General features: G+C 66.4%; 16 protein-coding genes. 5 read left to right on the top strand and 11 right to left on the bottom strand.

The features are described 5' to 3' along the window. Positions 1–6 precede the first annotated feature (6 nt). The 8 genes from KW845_RS18875 to KW845_RS18840 form a co-directional block, all read right to left on the bottom strand. Positions 7–1,302 (bottom strand): ABC transporter substrate-binding protein, encoded by a 1,296-nt coding sequence (locus KW845_RS18875; RefSeq protein WP_218370870.1) that lies wholly within the window; start codon positions 1,300–1,302, stop codon positions 7–9. An 11-nt stretch (positions 1,303–1,313) separates the two neighbouring features. After that, a complete protein-coding gene (locus KW845_RS18870) occupies positions 1,314–2,387 on the bottom strand; it encodes an ABC transporter ATP-binding protein (RefSeq protein ID WP_218370869.1) in 1,074 nt (357 codons plus the stop codon). 168 nt (positions 2,388–2,555) lie between these two features. Further along, positions 2,556–3,377, bottom strand: a complete 822-nt coding sequence (locus tag KW845_RS18865; protein ID WP_218370868.1) for a phosphodiesterase — start codon at positions 3,375–3,377, stop codon at positions 2,556–2,558. Positions 3,378–3,430: 53 nt separating this feature from the next. Next, positions 3,431–4,411: an ABC transporter ATP-binding protein gene (locus tag KW845_RS18860; RefSeq protein ID WP_218370867.1), complete on the bottom strand. Its 981-nt coding sequence runs from the start codon at positions 4,409–4,411 to the stop codon at positions 3,431–3,433. Next, positions 4,408–5,229 (bottom strand): ABC transporter permease, encoded by an 822-nt coding sequence (locus tag KW845_RS18855; RefSeq protein ID WP_218370866.1) that lies wholly within the window; start codon positions 5,227–5,229, stop codon positions 4,408–4,410. The genes KW845_RS18860 and KW845_RS18855 overlap by 4 nt, the downstream gene beginning before the upstream one ends. Positions 5,230–5,240: 11 nt before the next feature. Further along, a complete protein-coding gene (locus KW845_RS18850; RefSeq protein ID WP_218370865.1) occupies positions 5,241–6,056 on the bottom strand; it encodes an iron ABC transporter permease in 816 nt (271 codons plus the stop codon). Between the two features lie 45 nt (positions 6,057–6,101). Further along, the gene (locus tag KW845_RS18845) at positions 6,102–7,112 is read right to left on the bottom strand and encodes an ABC transporter substrate-binding protein (RefSeq protein ID WP_218370864.1); all 1,011 of its coding nucleotides are present in this window, start codon (positions 7,110–7,112) and stop codon (positions 6,102–6,104) included. Beyond that, positions 7,109–8,152: a LacI family DNA-binding transcriptional regulator gene (locus tag KW845_RS18840; RefSeq protein ID WP_218370863.1), complete on the bottom strand. Its 1,044-nt coding sequence runs from the start codon at positions 8,150–8,152 to the stop codon at positions 7,109–7,111. The genes KW845_RS18845 and KW845_RS18840 overlap by 4 nt, the downstream gene beginning before the upstream one ends. A gap of 247 nt (positions 8,153–8,399) precedes the next feature. Between KW845_RS18840 and KW845_RS18835 the strand changes: the two genes are divergently transcribed. Next, the gene (locus KW845_RS18835) at positions 8,400–9,695 is read left to right on the top strand and encodes an amidase (protein WP_218370862.1); all 1,296 of its coding nucleotides are present in this window, start codon (positions 8,400–8,402) and stop codon (positions 9,693–9,695) included. A 71-nt stretch (positions 9,696–9,766) separates the two neighbouring features. On the opposite strand, the gene leuA is transcribed toward KW845_RS18835, so the two are convergent. Together leuA and KW845_RS18825 are read right to left on the bottom strand one after the other, a co-directional pair. Next, positions 9,767–11,479: a 2-isopropylmalate synthase gene (leuA, locus tag KW845_RS18830; protein WP_218371426.1), complete on the bottom strand. Its 1,713-nt coding sequence runs from the start codon at positions 11,477–11,479 to the stop codon at positions 9,767–9,769. A gap of 371 nt (positions 11,480–11,850) precedes the next feature. Next, a complete protein-coding gene (locus KW845_RS18825) occupies positions 11,851–12,504 on the bottom strand; it encodes a hypothetical protein (RefSeq protein WP_218370861.1) in 654 nt (217 codons plus the stop codon). Between KW845_RS18825 and rpoN the strand changes: the two genes are divergently transcribed. Together rpoN and KW845_RS18815 are read left to right on the top strand one after the other, a co-directional pair. Further along, positions 12,503–13,942 carry an RNA polymerase factor sigma-54 gene (rpoN, locus tag KW845_RS18820; protein WP_218370860.1) on the top strand — a complete coding sequence of 480 codons (1,440 nt, stop codon included), beginning with the start codon at positions 12,503–12,505 and terminating at the stop codon, positions 13,940–13,942. The genes KW845_RS18825 and rpoN overlap by 2 nt on opposite strands. A gap of 99 nt (positions 13,943–14,041) precedes the next feature. After that, positions 14,042–14,326: a bacterioferritin-associated ferredoxin gene (locus KW845_RS18815; RefSeq protein WP_218370859.1), complete on the top strand. Its 285-nt coding sequence runs from the start codon at positions 14,042–14,044 to the stop codon at positions 14,324–14,326. 18 nt (positions 14,327–14,344) lie between these two features. On the opposite strand, the gene KW845_RS18810 is transcribed toward KW845_RS18815, so the two are convergent. Beyond that, the gene (locus KW845_RS18810) at positions 14,345–15,196 is read right to left on the bottom strand and encodes a LysR substrate-binding domain-containing protein (protein ID WP_218370858.1); all 852 of its coding nucleotides are present in this window, start codon (positions 15,194–15,196) and stop codon (positions 14,345–14,347) included. A gap of 193 nt (positions 15,197–15,389) precedes the next feature. Here KW845_RS18810 and KW845_RS18805 point away from each other — a divergent pair, with 193 nt between their 5' ends. Beyond that, positions 15,390–16,250, top strand: a complete 861-nt coding sequence (locus KW845_RS18805; RefSeq protein ID WP_255592823.1) for a DMT family transporter — start codon at positions 15,390–15,392, stop codon at positions 16,248–16,250. Between the two features lie 339 nt (positions 16,251–16,589). After that, positions 16,590–17,066, top strand: coding sequence for a bacterioferritin (bfr, locus tag KW845_RS18800; protein WP_218370856.1), 477 nt, complete (start codon positions 16,590–16,592; stop codon positions 17,064–17,066). The last annotated feature ends 159 nt before the right edge of the window (positions 17,067–17,225 follow it).

Raw genomic sequence — 17,225 nt, 5'->3', positions numbered from 1 at the left:
GCGGTCCTAGCGGTACGAACGCAGCACACGATCGGCTTCGCGCTGCGCGTCGCCCAGTGCCTGCTGCGGCGTCTTCGAGCCGGTCAGCATGGCTTGCAGGGCATCGTTCAGCGTCTTGGTCACGCGCTGGTTCTCGTGGGTAGAGAACTCGGCCACGCTGACTTCAAGCTGGTCGCGCGCCACCGTGGCGGCCGGGACTTCGGCGGCGTACTTCTTCATCTTGTCGGTTTCCCAGGCGGCCGGGGTCACCGCGACATAGCCGGTGGCGATGCTCCAGTCGGCAGCGCGTTCGGGCGTGGTGGCCCATTGGGCGAACTTCAGCGCCGCGGCCTGCTGCTCGGGGGTGCCGCTCTTGAAGATGTAGAAATTGCCGCCGCCGGTGGGGCTGCCGCCGCGCTTGGCCTTGGGCATCATGGCCACGCCAAACGGGAAATCGGCACTTTTGCGGATATTGGTCAGGTTGCCGGTGGTGGTCCAGACGATGGCGGCTTTCTTTTCCAGGAAATCCTTGGGCGTGGTGCCCCAGTCGACCGTGCCGCGCGGCATGACGCCATGCTTGGCCGACAGGTCGTTCCAGAATTGCGCCGCCTCGATCACGGCGGGCTTGTCCAGGTAGACCTCATTGCCCTCTTCGTTCATCAGGATGGCATCGTTCGGCGTGGTCAGGGCCTGGAACAGCCAGTAGGCGAATGCGCCGCCCGAGGGGATCTTGATACCCCATTGCGTCACGTTGCCGGCGGCATCTTTCTTGGTCAGCTTCTTGCTGTAGTCGACCAGTTCGTCCCAGGTGGCGGGAGCGCGTTCCGGGTCCAGGCCCGCCTCTTTGAACAGGTCTTTGTTGTAGTACATCACGATGGTCGAGCGCTGGAACGGCACGCCCCATACGTGGCCGCTGGCGCGGCTGTTCTGCATGAAGGCGTCGTAGAACCCGCCCAGCCACTTCTTGTCGGTATCGGATTTGGCCAGTCCGTCGATGGGCACGATGGCGTCTTCGTCGATCAGCGTGAACATGTCGGTGGACAACAGCACGGCCAGTTGCGGCGGCGTCCCGCCCTTCAGGGCCGTCAGCGCCTTGGCGATCGAGTCCTGGTACGACCCGGCGTAGATGGGCTTGATGTCGATGCCGGGGTTGTCTTTCTCGAACGCGGCGACCATGTCGTCGACGATCTTGGTGATGGGGCCGCCAACGGCCACCGGATAGTAGAACTCGACTTCTACCGGCTTGGTTTGCGCATACAGCGGCAACGAAAGAAAGGCGCCGGCCAGGCCGGCAGCCAGGGCTTTGAGGGCGATGCGTCGCATGATGGCTTTTCCTAGTGGGAACCGGCGCCGGGGCGCCCGGGGGTGGGGATGACCGCTGTATCGGCGGCGAAGAAATGCTGGTGTTCGGGCTGCCACGACAGGCCCAGCGCGTCGCCGCCGTTGGCGCGCAGGTGTCCCGCCACCCGCACGGCCACGCCGCGGCTGCTGCCCAGGCGGCACACCACGATGGAATCGGCACCGAAGTACTCGACGCTTTCCACGATGGCGGGCCGGCCGTCGGCATCGATGCGGATATGTTCGGGACGCACGCCCAGGCGCACCGCGCCGCCGGGCGTGTGCGCCAAGGGCGGGCCCTGCGTGCCGGCGATCACGCGTTCGCTGCCCTGTTCGGCCAGGTCGACCAGGTTCATGGGCGGCGTGCCGATGAAGCGTGCCGCAAATTCGGTAGCGGGCCGGGCATACAGGCCATCGGGCGTGTCCAGTTGCTCGACGCGGCCATTGCGCAGCAAGACCACCTGGTCGGCCATGCTCATGGCCTCGGTCTGGTCGTGCGTGACGTACACCATGGTGATGCCCAGGGCCTGCTGCAGGGCGCGGATTTCGCGCCGCATGTCGTGGCGCAACTGGGCGTCCAGGTTGGACAACGGTTCGTCCATCAGGCATACCGGCGCTTCGGAAATGACCGCGCGGCCCAAGGCCACGCGCTGCTGCTGTCCGCCCGACAACTGCGACGGCTTGCGGTCCAGCAGCGCCGACAGGCCCAGCAGGTCGGCCACGCGCTGCAGGCGGCGCGGGTATTCGGCCGCCGGTTCTTTGCGCACTTTCAGGCCGAACAGGATGTTCTCGCGCACCGACAGGTGCGGGAACAAGGCATACGACTGGAACACCATCGATATGCGCCGCTGCGAGGGCGGCATGTGGGTCACGTCGCGGTCGCCGATGCGGATGCGGCCCGAGGTGGGCGTATCCAGCCCCGCGATCATGCGCAGCGTGGTCGACTTACCGCAGCCCGACGGCCCCAGCAGTACGGTGAAGCTGCCCGCGGGCGCGGTGAAACCAACGCCCTGGATGGCGGCGGCCTCGCCGTACTGTTTGGTCAGGTCTTCCAGAATGAGCGTGGACATGGTGTTCGATAGGGTGATGTCAGGCTGTCACGGCGCCAGGCTGCTTGCGGCATGCGCGCGAACGGTGCCGCTGTTGCGCAGATGCCCAGCCCTCATTCTGGGGGCAAATGAAATCCTTTTCATTCTGCGGTGCAAACATGACGTCGCCGTGTCAACAGCCGGCCCGGATCATTCGTCGATCAGGGCGCCGCCTTCATGAAAGGGATATGGGCCGGGATAGGCGCCGATATAGGCGTGATGCGTGACCAGCGCGCCCGCCCGCCATTCGTGCAAGTGAAATCCCGGCGGCTCCATGACGAACGCCGACGGGCCGTCGGGCCGCAAATCCAGCGCCACCTGGTGTGCCGGACCTGGGCAAGTCGACGCCACCGTGCCGCCAAAACGCCGGAAAATGGTGCGGTGCAAATGGCCGCACAGTATTCTTTCCACGTTTGGATGCGCCGCGACAATCTGTTCCAGCTCTGCCGCGCCCTCCAGCAGGCCGATCGCATCCATGTGGGCGATGCCGGTGACAAACGGCGGGTGATGCATGGCGATGGCGGTGGGGCGCCCGGGTTGTTCGGCCAACCGGTCGCGCAGCCATTGCAGCCGGCGCCGGCACAGCGCGCCATGGCTTTGCAGGGGCACCACGGTATCCAGCATCAGCAGGCGCAACGGGTGCTCTTCCACCGCGTACTGCACGTAGCCTTCCATGTCTTGCAGGTAGCGGTGCGATGGAAACGCCGCCACCAGCGCCACGCGCGCGTCGTGGTTGCCCGGCATCAGGAAGTACGGTGCGCGCAGGGGGGCCAGCATGTCTTTCAGGTGCGCGTATTCCTGGGGGCGGCCGAAGTCGGTCAGGTCGCCGCTGATGATCACCAGCGTGGGGGCGGGGTCCAGCCGATTCAGCGCGTCGACGGCCGGCGGCAGGTAGCGGTCGGTCTCGACCACGCGGTAGGCCTTCTGGCCCGGCATGCGGATGTGCAGGTCAGTGATCTGTGCGATGAGCATGATGAGAAATATCCGTAATCGACAAAGTGCGCGGCGGGGTGAACTCCCGCCCGTTAGCGAGCCAGGCTGACGCTGACGGTTTCGCCCGCGGCATGGGCGCTGTGCGCGGGCGCCACCACGGGAAAGCGTTGGCCGTCGTCCAGGCCGATTTCATAGCGTACCGAGCCGCCCAGGAAAAAACGTGCCAGCACGCGCGCGGGCAAGGTGCCGGCCCGCGCCGGTTCCAGCCGCGCCTCGTGCGGGCGGAACGCCAGGGCTTCGCCGCCCGGCACCAGCACGCCCTCGTGCAGCCCCGCTTGCACGCGGCACAGGGTGCCCAGGAACTCGGCCACGAAATCGCTGGCCGGCTCGCGGTACAGGGTTTCGGCGGTGCCTACTTGTTCCAGGTGCCCGGCCGACATGACGGCGATGCGGTCGCCCAGCATCATGGCCTCGTCCTGGTCATGCGTGACGATCACGGTGGTGACCCGCAACTGGCGCAGCATCTGGGCCAGCTCGACGCGCAGGTGCTCGCGCAGTTTGGCGTCCAGCGCGGTCAGCGGTTCGTCCAGCAGCAGCACGCGCGGTTCGATGGCCAGGGCGCGGGCCAGCGCCACGCGCTGGCGCTGGCCGCCCGATAATTGGTCGACACGCCGGTCGGCAAAGCCGTCCAGGCGCACCAGCGCCAGCAGCTCGCGCGCGCGCCGGTTGCGCTCGGCTGCGCCGACATCGCGCACGCGCAGGCCATACGCCACGTTCTGCGCGACCGACATGTTGGGAAACAGCGCATAGCTCTGGAACACCACGCCCACGCCGCGCGACTCGGGCGGCAGCGCGGTGACCTCGTCATCGCCGAAGCGGATCGATGTGCCCGCGTCGGCCTGTTCCAGGCCGCAGATCAGGCGCAGCAAGGTGGTCTTGCCACAGCCGGACGGGCCCAGCAGCGCCAGCGTTTCGCCGCCCTGCACTTGCAGGTCGATGGGCTGCAGCGCGCGCGAACCGTCGGGCCAGGTCTTGGCGCAGCGGGTCAGGGTAATGGAAACGGGGTCGGTCATGATGGCAAGGTCCGGGTGGTAGCGATGCGGGATGGACGGTCGCCGCGTGCGGCCAGCCATTGCAGGCCCACCAGCAGCGGCACCAGCATCAGCAGGAACACCAGCGTGTAGGCCGAGGCAACTTCCAGCCGCATCGAGGCGTAGCTGTCGGCCAGGCCGACCGGCAGCGTCTTGGTCAGCGGCGTGTGCAGCAGCCAGGTCAAGTTGAATTCGCCGATCGACAGCGTCAGTACCGTCAGCGCGCCGGTAACGATGCCGGGCGCGGCGTTGGGCACCACGATCTGCAGGAAGCGCTGCGTGCGCGAGGCGCCCAGGGTGGCGGCGGCTTCGTCCAGCGTGGCCAGGTTGGCTCCGTGCATGCTGGCGCGCGCCGCGCGCACCATGAACGGCAAGGTGAACAGCACATGGCCGATCACGATGAACCAGATGCTGCCGCGCAGGCCCCGCACAGTGCCCCAGGAGACAATCAGCGCCAGCGCCGACGCCAGCCCGGGCACCGCCACGGGCAGGGTCAGCAGTTCCTCCAGCGCGCGCGCCAGCCGGCCGCGGTACAGCGTCAGCACCCAGGCCGCCGGCACGCCCACCACGGTACAGATGGCCAGCGTCATCAGGGCCACCGCGAACGAGCGCCAGATGGTGTCGGCATACAGGGACCACACTTGCTCGACCCAGCGCAGCGTCAGCCCGCTGGACAGGCCCACGAAGTAATTCTTGGTCAGGCCGGCCAGCACCGACAACACCACCGGCCCGATCAGGAAGGCCGCCACCGCCAGCGTGACGGCCAGGCCCAGGCGGGTATCAGTCTTGGAAGCGTTCATGCGTGTCCTTCCTACGCCGCCGCGCCCAGGCGCGCGCCGGCCAGGCTGTGCGCCACATACAGCACGGCCCAGGTGGCCAAGCCCAGCACGATGGACAAGGCGGCCGCCACCGGGATGTTGGCGTAGTTGGTGAACTCGTTATAGATGGTGATGGGCAGCACGTCGATCTGCGTGGCCAGGGTGAAAGCCGTGCCGAAGGCGCCCATGCTGGTGGCAAAGCTCATGGCGCCAGCGCCGATCAGCGCCGGCGTCAAGGCCGGCAGTTCGATATCGACGAAGCGCCGCCACGGGCTGGCGCCCAGCGTGCGCGCGGCTTCCAGCAGGCTGGCGTCGATCTGTTCCGCCGCGGCCGCCAGCACGCCGATACAGCGCGGCAGCGAAAAATACAGGTAGCCCAGGAACAACCCGCCCATGCCGTAGGCGAACACCATGCGATCGCCGGTCAGCCAGTCGGTGACGGCGCCGATGACGCCCTGGCGCCCGGCCAGCAAGATGATCAGGAAACCCACCACCACGCCGGGAAACGCCAGGGGAAACATCAGCAAGGACATCAGCAGCCGCCGCCCCGAAAAATCGCGGTGCCAGGCCAGGAAGCGGCCCACGGGCAGCGCCGCCAGCAGCGTCGCCAGCGTTGCGGCCAGCGACAGCGCCACCGTGTTGAACAGACTGACCCAATACTGCGAACGGGTCAGCACCGTCAGGTAGGCCGACTGGCCGTCCTTGATCTCGGCCCCGACCAGCGCCAGGCCCGCCATCGGCAACAGCCAGAAGGCCAGGAACAGCGTCGCCGCGGGTGCGGCGAACCAGATCCATCCGCGGCGTGCCATGTCAGCGGCCTTCGGCCCGTGTCCGGGCGGCGTGCGCCTGTCGCATCAGTTCACCTCTTGTGCGTAGCGCTGCGAGAACGCGCGCTGGCCGGCCGACATCTTCACGTAGTCCACCGTGCCGACGCGCGCGTATTCGGATTCGGGCAGGAATTTCTTCTGCGCTTCGGCCGACATGGCCTCGGGCCGCACCGGCCGCAAGAAGGCATTGGCCCAGATCGCCTGGCCCTCATCCGACAAAGTGAAGTCCAGCACCTTCTTGCCGTTGTCGGCGTGCGGGGCCTTGGTCACCAGGCTCATCACGTAGGGCACGGCAATCGTGCCTTCGGACGGGATCACGAACTCGACATTGCTGCCGTCTTTGTACTTGGCGCGATAGGCGTTGAAGTCATAGTCGATCAAGATCGGGATCTCGCCGGACAGCACGCGCGCGTAGGCTGTCTGCTTGGGCACGATGGGGCGGTTGGCCGACATCTTCTTGAACCAGTCCAGCGCCGGGCCGAAGTCGTCCAGCGTGCCGCCCATGGCGCGATTGATCGCCACGGCGCCCACATAGCCCACGAAGGCCGAGGCCGGGTCCAGGTAGCCCACCATGCCGCGGTACTCGGGCTTGAGCAGGTCGGCCCACGAACGCGGCACCGGCTTGCCGTCCAGCGCGTCGACGTTCACCATCAGGCCCAGCGCGCCGGAATGGATGGCGAACCACTTGCCGTCCGGGTCTTTCATGCCATCGGGAATCTGGTCCCAGTGCTGCGGCCGATAGGCCTGCACCAGGCCGTCTTGCGCGGCCTGTATGCCGAAGGTGACGCCGTAGTACACCACGTCGGCCACCGGATTGTTTTTCTCGGCAGCGATCGAGGCCAGCGATTGCCCCGAATTCTTGTTGTCAGCGGGCACGGTGATGCCGGTGGCCTGCTTGATGGCCTTCAGCTGGGTGCCCCAGTCGGCCCATTCGGGCGGGCAGTTGTAGCAGATGGCGTTCTGCGCCTGGGCCGTGGCGCCGGTCAGGGCCAGGGCCAGCGCCGCCGCGCGCAGCGCGGTGTGGATGAGCGGTTTCATGATGAGCGTTTCCTTGTCGAGGGAACTGGATGGGCAACGGCGGTGGCTGTACCACCGTCGACGATGCGATGCGGCAGGCGCACCGAAGCGGGGGCATCGCCCCCCAGGCGCGCCAGCAGCAGGGCGCAAGCCCTTGCGCCGATTTCGCGGCTGGGCTGTTGCACGGTGCTCAAGGGCGGCACCATCAACGCGCCGATACTGACGCCATCGAACCCGCACACCGCGATGTCATCCGGCACGCGCATCCGCAGCGCGGCCAGTTGCGCAATGACCGAGGCGGCCAGCAGGTCGTTGGAACAGAACAAGGCGGTGGGGGCGTCGCTGCGCGCCAGCAGCTTGCGCAGCGACGGCGAACTGGATTCGGTATGGGCGGCCATGGCCAGGTGGGTCACGGCCGGCAGGCCCAGCTCCCGGGCGCAGGCCTGTGCGCCCTGCAGGCGGCGGCGGGCGCGGTCGGATGCCGTCAGCGGGCCGCTGACGAAAGCAATACGGCTGTGCCCCAGCGCAGCCAGGCGCGCCACCATTTCGTGGGCGGCCGCCCGGTTGTCGACCGATACGAACGGGTGCGTGCCGGATTCGTTGTAGGCCAGCACGTGCGGCATGCCGGCCGCGTCCAGGGCCCGCAGCGTGGCATTGCGCGCCGGGTTGCCCACCGTGAGGATCAGGCCATCGATCTGGTGGTCGATCAGCGCCTGCACCGATTCGGCCTCGACCGACGGGTCGTAGCCGGTGATGCCCATCATCACGCTGTAGCCTGCCGCGCGTGCGTGCTGTTCGGCGCCTTCGAAGCAATCGGCGAATACCGGGTTGGTCAGGGTCGGCAGCAGCAGCCCGATGGTGCGGGTGCGTCCGGCACGCAGGCTGCGGCCCACCCGGTTGGGGCGAAAGCCGCTGCGCTGCGCCACGGCTTCGATGCGGGCCCGCGTTTCGGGCCGCAGCAGTTCGGGCTGATTGAAGGCACGCGATACCGTGGCGGGCGAAACGCCGGCCTTGCGGGCGATTTCCAGAATCGACGGACGATGCGGCAGTTTGTCAGGCACAGCGGGTTCACCAATGAAAACGATTTCATTCTAGGGGTAAAGCATGACAGCCAGATGTCTGAAGATACGGTATCGTGATTTCTTCGCCGCGCCAATCAAAACAGGTGGTGCGGCGCCGCAAGCACCGCCGGCCGTGTGCGGGGTAGAGCGTGCCGATATAAGGTGCGCCATGCATGTGGCGATGCAATAACCGTCATCGGCGGGTGCTAAACAAGAACAAAGCAGTAAAAAGCAGGGGTACGGGGTAATGGCTGTTGAACTGAACCGCTTGAGCGCCACGAAGGCCGCGCAGTTGCTGGCACGCCGCGAGCTGGGTGCCGAACAATTGATGCGCGCGTGCTTCGCGCGCATCGAGCAACGCGACGATGCCGTGCATGCCTGGGCCGCGCTGGACAAGGCGCAGGCACTGGAGCAGGCACGCGTGCTGGATCAATCTGCCACGCGTGGCGTGTTGCACGGATTGCCGTTCGGCGTGAAAGACATGTTCGCCACCTGCGACCTGCCCACCTGCTACGGCTCGTCAATCTACGAAGGCCATCGGCCGCCGCTGGATGCGGCCGCGGTGGCGCTGTGCCGCGAGGCCGGCGCCGTGGTGGCGGGCAAGACCGTCACCACCGAATTCGCCACGTTCCAGCCGGGGCCGACGCGCAACCCCAACAACCTGGCCTACACGCCGGGCGGCTCGTCCAGCGGCTCGGCCGCCGCCGTGGCGGATTTCATGGTGCCGTTCGCGCTGGGCACGCAAACCGCCGGATCCATCATCCGCCCCGCGGCGTATTGCGGCGTAGTGGGTTACAAGCCGTCGTTCGGGTCCATTGCGCGCGCTGGCCTGAAGGGCCTGGCCGACTCGCTGGACACCGTGGGCGGCCTTGCGCGCACGGTCGACGACGTGGCGCTGTTCGCCTCGGTGCTGATGGGCGATCCGGGCCTGCGCGAGCTGGACTACGACGCCCGGCCGCGCATCGGCATGTACCGCACCCTGCAATGGCGTCACACCCTGCCCGAGACGCGTGCCGCCTATGAGCTCGCGGCCGGCGCCCTGTCGCGTGCCGGTGCGCAGATCAGCGAACTGGAACTGCCCGAGGACTTGTGCGCGCTGGTGCAGGCGCACGCCGACATCATGAGCTTCGAAGCAGCCCAGTCACTGGCATTCGAGCGCACGCGTCATGCCGGGCAACTCAGCGGCGCGCTACAGGCCTTGCTGGAAGTCGGCTGCCAGATCAGCGCCGACGAGCATCGCGCCAACCTGGCGAGCGTGGCGCAGGGGCGCGCCCGGGCCGAACCGTGGTTCGATCAGTACGACATCCTGCTGGCGCCCAGCGCCATCGGCGAAGCGCCGTTCATCGACCAGGGCACGGGCGATCCGCTGTTCTGCCGGGTCTGGACGCTGTTCGGCGCGCCTTGCGTGCATCTGCCATTCGATACCGGGCCGCAGGGCCTGCCGGTAGGGCTGCAGGCCGTGGGCCGACCCGGCGACGACCGCCGCACGCTGGCGATCGCGCGCTGGATGCTGAACGTGCTGCGGCCCGACGCCGACGCTTGAGGGCGCCGGTTATTCAACGACAAACAAAAAGGCCCGCCAGGTAAGGCGGGCCTTCGAGCCTGGGACGCGGATCACGCGGCCTGGGCGGTCTCGCTTTCGGTTTGCGTTGCTGAGCCATGGGCCAGGTGCCGGTTCACGGCGCCGAGCACGGCCTGGAACGAGGCGGTGACAATATCGCGGTCGATGCCCACGCCGAAGCCGGTGGCCGAGTCGCCCACCCGCAGTTCGACATAGCTGGCCGCGCGCGTGTCGGTGCCGGTGCCGATGGCATGTTCGTGGTAGTCCATGATGCGCACGGGCACGTCCAGGGCCGCAACAAAGGCCGAGATGGCGCCGTCGCCGCTGCCGGTCACCACGCGGCGTTCGCCGTTGTAGTCCAGTTCGACCTGGATGCTGAATTGCTTGCCCTGCCCTGCGCTCGGGTCGCCATCGATGCGGTGGCGCACCAGCTTCCACGGGCTGTGCTGTTCCAGGTACTCGCGGTTGAAAATGGTGTGCACGTCGTCGGCCGTGACTTCGCGTCCGGTTTCATCGGTAACGCGCTGGATGGCGCGGCTGAATTCGATCTGCAGGCGACGCGGCAATACCAGGCCGTGTTCCTGTTCAAGCAGGTACGACACCCCGCCCTTGCCCGACTGGCTGTTGACGCGGATGACGGCGTCGTAGCTGCGGCCCAGGTCGGCCGGATCGATGGGCAGGTAGGGCACTTCCCATACGGCGTCGGGCTGCTGCTGTGCGAAACCCTTCTTGATGGCGTCCTGGTGCGAACCCGAGAAGGCCGTGAATACCAGGTCGCCGGCATACGGATGGCGCGGGTGCACGGGCAGCTGGTTGCAGTATTCGGCACAGCGGCGCACTTCGTCGATGTCCGAGAAGTCCAGGCCCGGATGCACGCCTTGCGAATACAGGTTCAACGCCAGGGTCACCAGGTCGACGTTGCCGGTGCGTTCGCCGCTGCCGAACAGGCAGCCTTCGATGCGGTCGGCGCCCGCCATGACGGCGAATTCGGCGGCCGCCACGGCCGTGCCGCGGTCATTGTGCGGGTGCACGCTTACGATGATGCTGTCGCGGCGCGCCAGGTTCTTGTGCATCCACTCGATCTGGTCGGCGTACAGGTTGGGCGTGGTGGCCTCGACCGTGGCCGGCAGGTTCAGCACCATCTTGCGCTGCGGCGTGGCGTCCCAGACCTCGGCCACGGCGTTGGACACTTCCAGCGCGAACTCAGGTTCGGTCGTGCTGAAGACCTCGGGCGAGTATTCGTAGCGCCATTGCGTTTCCGGGTGCTGGCCCATGTATTGCTTGATCCACTGCGTTCCCGAGACGGCGATCTGCTTGATCTCGTCTTTGCTCATGTTGAAGACCACCTTGCGGAACGCCGGCGCGCAGGCGTTGTACAGGTGCACCATCGCTTGCCTGGCGCCGGCCGCGGCTTCTACCGTGCGGCTGATCAGGTCTTCGCGCGACTGGGTCAGCACGATGATGGTGACGTCTTCGGGGATGCGTTTTTCGTCGACCAGCTTGCGCACGAAGTCGAAGTCGGTTTGCGACGCCGCGGGGAAACCCACCTCGATTTCCTTGAAGCCGATCTTGACCAGTTGCTCGAAGAAACGCAGCTTGCGCTCGACGCTCATGGGTTCGATCAGCGACTGGTTGCCATCGCGGAGGTCGGTGCTCATCCAGATGGGCGGCTGGGTGATGCGGCGGCTGGGCCAGGTGCGTTCAGAGAAATCGCGCGCGAACGGCGCGAACGGTACGTATTTGGTAGCGGGGTTGGCAAGCATCAGTACACCTTGATCAATATTCCCGATGTGTGGCGGGATGGATTCCGGGTTCGGTTCCGGGGGTCCCTGTTCGGCAGGCCTGGATAATGGTCCGGGGCCGTCAGCAAGCCATGGATGGGCCGGCTGGGGTCAAAGCAATGAACGGGGAACAGGCTTGTGGCGAGCGTGGCTGCCGAGCTACCACAAGGCGCTAGGCCCGGCAACCGATCGGTAGGTATAGCGATAGCGCGATGGGGGAGAGGGACGCGCGCAGGCCGGCGCCCGGCGCGCTGAGGCGTCCGGAGGCAATCGCGAGGGGGAATCGGATATCGGCCATAAGCCGTTAGTCGAACACATTTTTGGCCCCAGCGCAACGGCTGGGGCATCAAAAAGGCCTACAAGTTGGGTTCGATGCGGGTCCCGGCGGGGCGGGCGTCGGGCTGGGCGGTGGCTTGAGAGCTGGGTGGCACGATGGGCGGCTGCGCCTGCGACGGGCCGCCGGCCGGTTGCTGGCGGGCGGCCCGGCCCTCCAGGATGTCGCCCTGCTGGCGCACCAGGTCCATCTTGCCGATGCGGCTGTGGCGCAGTTCGGCCAGGGCCTGGCGCAGGTCGCCCACGGTGAAGGGTTCGTCGCGGCTGCCCCATACCCAGCGCAGCACTGACAAGACTTCGTCAGACAATTGCGAGGCCAGCGTGGCCAGATCGGCCGAGGGCACTGGCCGGGCCCGCGCCGCGGCAATGTCGGAGCCGACCCAGGCACGCACGATAAAGAATACGATCAGGGTCCAGATCACCACCACGCCCCACCACACGTAGGGATTGATGCGCGCCAGGAAGTCGCTGGTTTGCTGGCCCAGGGCCTGCAGGCTGTCAAACGATAGACTGCGGCCGAAGTCCAGTAGCCACGAGGCGACCAGTAGCCACACGATGGCGGCGACGACCAGTACCACCGCCCGGATCAGCAGCCTGGGTAGCGCCAGTTTCAGCAGCGTCTGGCCGATTAGGCGGCAATCTTGGCGGACGCGTTCGGGCGAGGTGGGATTCATCATGCAAAATATTGTACCTATGACTAGGCCAGCGTTAGAACTTCGTACAGGTCAACACCTTACGTTGACCCCGCAACTGCAGCAATCGATCCGGTTGCTGCAGCTTTCCACGCTGGATCTGCAGGCCGAGATTTCGCAAGCGCTGGCCGATAATCCGATGCTTGAACGCAACGACGAGCGTTCCGAAGCCGAGGCGGATGCCCCGTCCGAGCGCGAGGCGTCCATCGAAGACGAGCCCCAGCGCGAGGCCGAGTCCCGCATCGACGAAATGCCCGGATCAGGGGGGGTATACGCCGATGACCGGACCGACGGCCCGGAGACCGCGCGCAGCGACAGCCTGCGCGAACACTTGTTGGGCCAGTTGGGGCTGACCCGGGCCGGGCGCCGCGATGCCGCGCTGGTGGCCTTGCTGATCGACGAGCTCGACGAAAACGGCTATTTGGGTTCGCCGCTGGACGAAATCCTGGGTTGGCTGCCGCCCGAAGCCGAGTGCGACCTGGACGAACTGCGCGCGGCCTTGGCCCTGCTGCAGTCGTTCGACCCGCCCGGCATCGGGGCGCGCGACATGGCGGAATGCCTGGTGTTGCAATTACGCAACCCCGACCTGACGCGCCTGCGCGAAGCGGCCGATCCGGCCGTGCTGGCCTGTGCTCGCCGCTTGTGCGCCGACCACCTGCCGCTGCTGGCCGCCGGCAATGTGGCGCGCCTGCGTGACGCCCTGCGTTGCGACGAAGCCACGGCCCGCGCCGCGCACGCCTTGATACGCCGGCTGGACCCCCGTCCGGGGCGGGCCTGGACCGTGCCCGCGGCCGATTACGCGGTACCGGATGTCATCGTGCGCAAGACGCGCCAGGGCTGGCAGGCGGTGCTCAACAGCGGCGCGGTGCCGCGCCTGCAGGTCAATACGCTGTATGCCCAGTTGCTGGGCAACCAGCGCGAAGCCAGCCACGCAGGGTTGCATGCGCAACTGCAGCAGGCGCGCTGGATGATACGCAACGTCGAACAGCGCTTCGACACGATCTTGCGCGTGGCACAGGCCATCGTGGCGCATCAGTCGGCTTTTTTCAGCGTGGGCCCGGCCGCCATGCGGCCCCTGATCCTGAAAGACATCGCCAACGAACTGGGGCTGCACGAATCGACGATTTCCCGGGCTACCACCCAGAAATACATGCTGACGCCATTCGGCACGCTCGAGCTCAAGCACTTTTTCGGCACCGGGGTGGCCACCGATGGAGGCGACGTCGCATCGGCCACGGCGGTGCAGGCCGTCATTCGCCAGATGGTGGCCAACGAAGACCGCGCCAAGCCGCTTTCCGACAACCAGATCACCCAGCGGCTGGCCGGCCAGGGCATCGTGATCGCGCGCCGTACGGTCGCCAAGTACCGTGAATCGCTGCGTATTGCGCCAGCCAGCCTGCGCAAGGCGCATGCCGCGCGGTAGCGTCCCGGGATAATTTGTCCCTATTTTCAAGTGCTTGCGTGATCCGGGGCGGAGCGTGGCCGCTTGCTTTTATGAGAATAAATCCCGATAATTATTCTCATGTACATTTGCGTATGTAACGCCATCACCGAACGCCAGGTCCGCGCCTCTGTGGACGCAGGCGCCAGCACGCTTTCGGACCTGCAGTTCGAATTGGGCGTGGCCACCTGCTGCGGCTGCTGCGCCGACATGGCCCAGGAATACCTGCCCGGCGGACGCTGCTCGAGCGTATGCAACGTGCAATCGGTGGCCATGGCCGTCGGGCCGGCAGTTGCCGCCGCCGTCGTCGAAGGCGGTGCCCCGGCCGCCAACAGCTTTCCCATCCCCCTGGTCGCCGCGGCCTGAGCGCACCACGCCTTGCGCCTACAGCGTGGCGGCTATCTCTTCGTCACAGAATTCCTTCAAGGTATGCGCCACCTGGCGCGCCGCGGTCGAGGCTGAATTGCCCAGGCACAGCGCCAGCTCGGTAGGCGCCGCGCGTGGCAGCGTGTCGTCGAGCAGCCGGTGCGAGGCCGTGATGCAGCGCCGTTCCAGCAGGGCAATGCCCATGCCGCCGGCCAGGGCGGCTTGCAGCCCGGCCAGGTTGGGGCTTTCGTAGGCCACGCGCCAGCGCCGCCCGGCGCTTTCCAGGGCGTGGATGGCACGGTTGCGGTACACGCAGCCTTGCGGAAAAACCACCAGCGGAATCGGGTCGGCCTGTTCAGGCCGGCTGTCGTGCCCGCTTATCCAGCACAGGTGCTCGGGCCAGGCCGCCAGGCTGGGGCCGGTTCCGGGGTCGCGCTTGAGCAGGGCCACGTCCAGATCGCCGCGAGCCAGTCCGCGCGTCAGCGACATGCTGATATCGCAGCGTACCGACAGCCTGACCAGGGGATGGCGGCGTACGAAGCCGGCCACCACATCGGTCAGGCGTTCTATCGCGAATTCATCGGGCACCCCCAGTCGCACCACATCGACACGCTGCCGCCCGCTGACGGTTTCCCGTATCTCGGTCGACAGCGCCAGCATGCGGCGCGCGTAGCCCAGCAGGCGCTCGCCGTCTTCCGTCAGGTGCACGCGGCGCCCTTCCCGCACGAACAAGGCGCAGCCCAGCGCGTCTTCCAGTTTGCGGATCTGCTGGCTGACTGTGGATTGAGTGCGGTGCACCCGTTCGCCGGCCCGGGTGAACCCCCCGGCGTCGACCACCGAGACAAAGCTGTGCAAAAGATCGAGGTCCATGAAGAGCCGTGATTTCCATTCGAATTTCAAATACTTTTGATCCGAATAAAGAATTTGTCAATGGATGGCGGGCCGCTCAGAATCGGATCACGGGTGGCCAAGCCGGCGCCCTCAACGACATCGGACCCGTAACATGAAGCGTAGCGCAGTCATCGCCCGCCCCTCGGCATCCTGGGGTACGCCTGCCCCGGCCATGGGCCTGTGGGGGCCGATCATGGTGTTCTGCCTGTTGTGGAGCTCGGCATTCGCGGCGGCCAAGATTGCTGTGCAAGAAAGCCCGCCGCTGACCTTCCTGGTGGTCCGCTTCCTGTTGGCCGGCGTGATCATGCTGGCCGTGGCACGGATGACGGGGCCGTGGCGCATGCCGGGGCGGCGCGAACTGGCCGGCCTGGTCCTGCTGGGGGCGCTGAACAACGCGCTGTACCTGGGGTTGAGCTGGTCGGGCATGACCACGGTGTCGTCCGCCTTCGCCGCGGTGCTGATCAGTACCAATCCCCTGTTGATCGGAGTGCTGGCCGGCCCGGTGCTGGGCGAACGGCTGGGCGGGCAGCGGGTGCTGGGCCTGTGCCTGGGGCTGGCAGGGGTGGCCATCGTGCTGCGCTCGCGGCTGTCGGGCGCCATGCCCGAAGATGCCCACGGCACGCTGCTGGTGGCCGGCGCGCTGGCCGCGCTGGTGGCGGGCACGCTGCTTTACAAGCGCCTGCGGCCGTCGTCCGGTCTGTGGCTGTCGACCGGCATCCAGGCCGTTGCGGGCGCCGCGGCGCTGCTACCCTTTGCGCTGTGGCAGGAAAGCGTGGCGCAGGTGCGCCTGACGCCCAGCCTGGTGGGCAGTATGGTGTACATGGTGGTGGCCGTGTCCATGGGCGGCTACTACCTGTGGTTCCTGATCCTGCAGCGCGCCAGTGCGACCTCGGCCAGTTCGCTGCATTTCCTGATGCCGCCGTTGGGGCTGTTGTTCGGCTGGGCATTGCTGGGCGAAACCGTATCGTGGCACGACTTGCTGGGCATCGTGCCGATCGCCCTGGGAATCTGGCTGGCGACCCGTACGCGCTAGCAGCGTTGCAGTTCGCCAACGTGGCGGCCGGCACGCAGGAAGGCACTATCGTGCCGGTTGCGCGGCCATGCAAGGTGTTCGGCGCAACTGTTATGGGATGCAATTTGCGGTAGTGGTGCGTCGCAACGCCCGCAATGACGTCATCGTTGATGCGGGCCGTCCAAAACGCATACTCATTCTCATTCGATTGTCGCTTTCGGATCGCGCTCGCAAAGCCATTTATCAAATGCAGCGCCAGCCTAGCCGCGGCTTGCGCGCAGTGTTAGCCTGCCACCATTGCATGCGCGATATGGCGTACGCAGGGGCGCGGGCGCCGCGCCCCGGATCAAGGAGTTCATCATGAAAGGCGACAAGACTGTCATCCAGTTCCTGAACAAGCAACTGACCAACGAACTGACGGCCATCAACCAGTATTTCCTGCATGCCCGCATCCTGGGTCATTGGGGCCTGAAGAAACTGGGCAAGCACGAGTACGAAGAGTCGATCGGCGAAATGAAGCACGCCGATCGACTGATCGAGCGCATCCTGATGCTCGACGGCCTGCCCAACCTGCAAGACCTGCACAAGCTGCTGATCGGCGAAGACGTGCCCGAAATGCTGTCCTGTGACCTGAAGCTGGAACAAGGCGCCCAGGCCACCGTGAAAGACGCCATCGCGCATTGCGAATCGGTACGCGACTATGTGTCGCGCGATCTGTTCCAGGACATCCTGGACGATACCGAAGAGCACATCGATTATCTGGAAACCCAGATCGAACTGATCGACAAGGTCGGCCTGCAGAACTACCTGCAAAGCCAGATGGAAGTCGAAGACTGATCCGCACTGCCAGGCAACACCCAAGGCCCGCACCAGCGGGCTTTTTTTTTGCCGCGGGCCGCCCCAAGGCAAAAAATGCCCTGTCATGCCCACGCAACCTGTCTTGGCGAACATGCGTGCCAACCCCCGATCTCAGAGGGGCGTACCACCTATTCCCGG

This window comes from Bordetella sp. BOR01 (assembly GCF_019218885.1).
Classification (GTDB): domain Bacteria; phylum Pseudomonadota; class Gammaproteobacteria; order Burkholderiales; family Burkholderiaceae_B; genus Bordetella_A.
The sequence above is the reverse complement of the archived record's forward strand: the minus strand, read 5'-3'. Positions and strand labels throughout refer to the sequence as shown.

What these genes read in the sequence shown, in the direction of transcription:
- KW845_RS18875 (WP_218370870.1), bottom strand. Translation starts at nt 1,302, where the DNA reads ATGCGACGCATCGCCCTCAAAGCCCTGGCTGCCGGCCTGGCCGGCGCC.
- KW845_RS18850 (WP_218370865.1), bottom strand. Translation starts at nt 6,056, where the DNA reads ATGGCACGCCGCGGATGGATCTGGTTCGCCGCACCCGCGGCGACGCTG.
- KW845_RS18815 (WP_218370859.1), top strand. Translation starts at nt 14,042, where the DNA reads ATGTACATTTGCGTATGTAACGCCATCACCGAACGCCAGGTCCGCGCC.
- KW845_RS18810 (WP_218370858.1), bottom strand. Translation starts at nt 15,196, where the DNA reads ATGGACCTCGATCTTTTGCACAGCTTTGTCTCGGTGGTCGACGCCGGG.
- KW845_RS18860 (WP_218370867.1), bottom strand. Translation starts at nt 4,411, where the DNA reads ATGACCGACCCCGTTTCCATTACCCTGACCCGCTGCGCCAAGACCTGG.
- KW845_RS18865 (WP_218370868.1), bottom strand. Translation starts at nt 3,377, where the DNA reads ATGCTCATCGCACAGATCACTGACCTGCACATCCGCATGCCGGGCCAG.
- KW845_RS18870 (WP_218370869.1), bottom strand. Translation starts at nt 2,387, where the DNA reads ATGTCCACGCTCATTCTGGAAGACCTGACCAAACAGTACGGCGAGGCC.
- KW845_RS18805 (WP_255592823.1), top strand. Translation starts at nt 15,390, where the DNA reads ATGGGCCTGTGGGGGCCGATCATGGTGTTCTGCCTGTTGTGGAGCTCG.
- KW845_RS18835 (WP_218370862.1), top strand. Translation starts at nt 8,400, where the DNA reads ATGGCTGTTGAACTGAACCGCTTGAGCGCCACGAAGGCCGCGCAGTTG.
- KW845_RS18855 (WP_218370866.1), bottom strand. Translation starts at nt 5,229, where the DNA reads ATGAACGCTTCCAAGACTGATACCCGCCTGGGCCTGGCCGTCACGCTG.
- rpoN (WP_218370860.1), top strand. Translation starts at nt 12,503, where the DNA reads ATGCAAAATATTGTACCTATGACTAGGCCAGCGTTAGAACTTCGTACA.
- KW845_RS18825 (WP_218370861.1), bottom strand. Translation starts at nt 12,504, where the DNA reads ATGATGAATCCCACCTCGCCCGAACGCGTCCGCCAAGATTGCCGCCTA.
- KW845_RS18845 (WP_218370864.1), bottom strand. Translation starts at nt 7,112, where the DNA reads ATGAAACCGCTCATCCACACCGCGCTGCGCGCGGCGGCGCTGGCCCTG.
- bfr (WP_218370856.1), top strand. Translation starts at nt 16,590, where the DNA reads ATGAAAGGCGACAAGACTGTCATCCAGTTCCTGAACAAGCAACTGACC.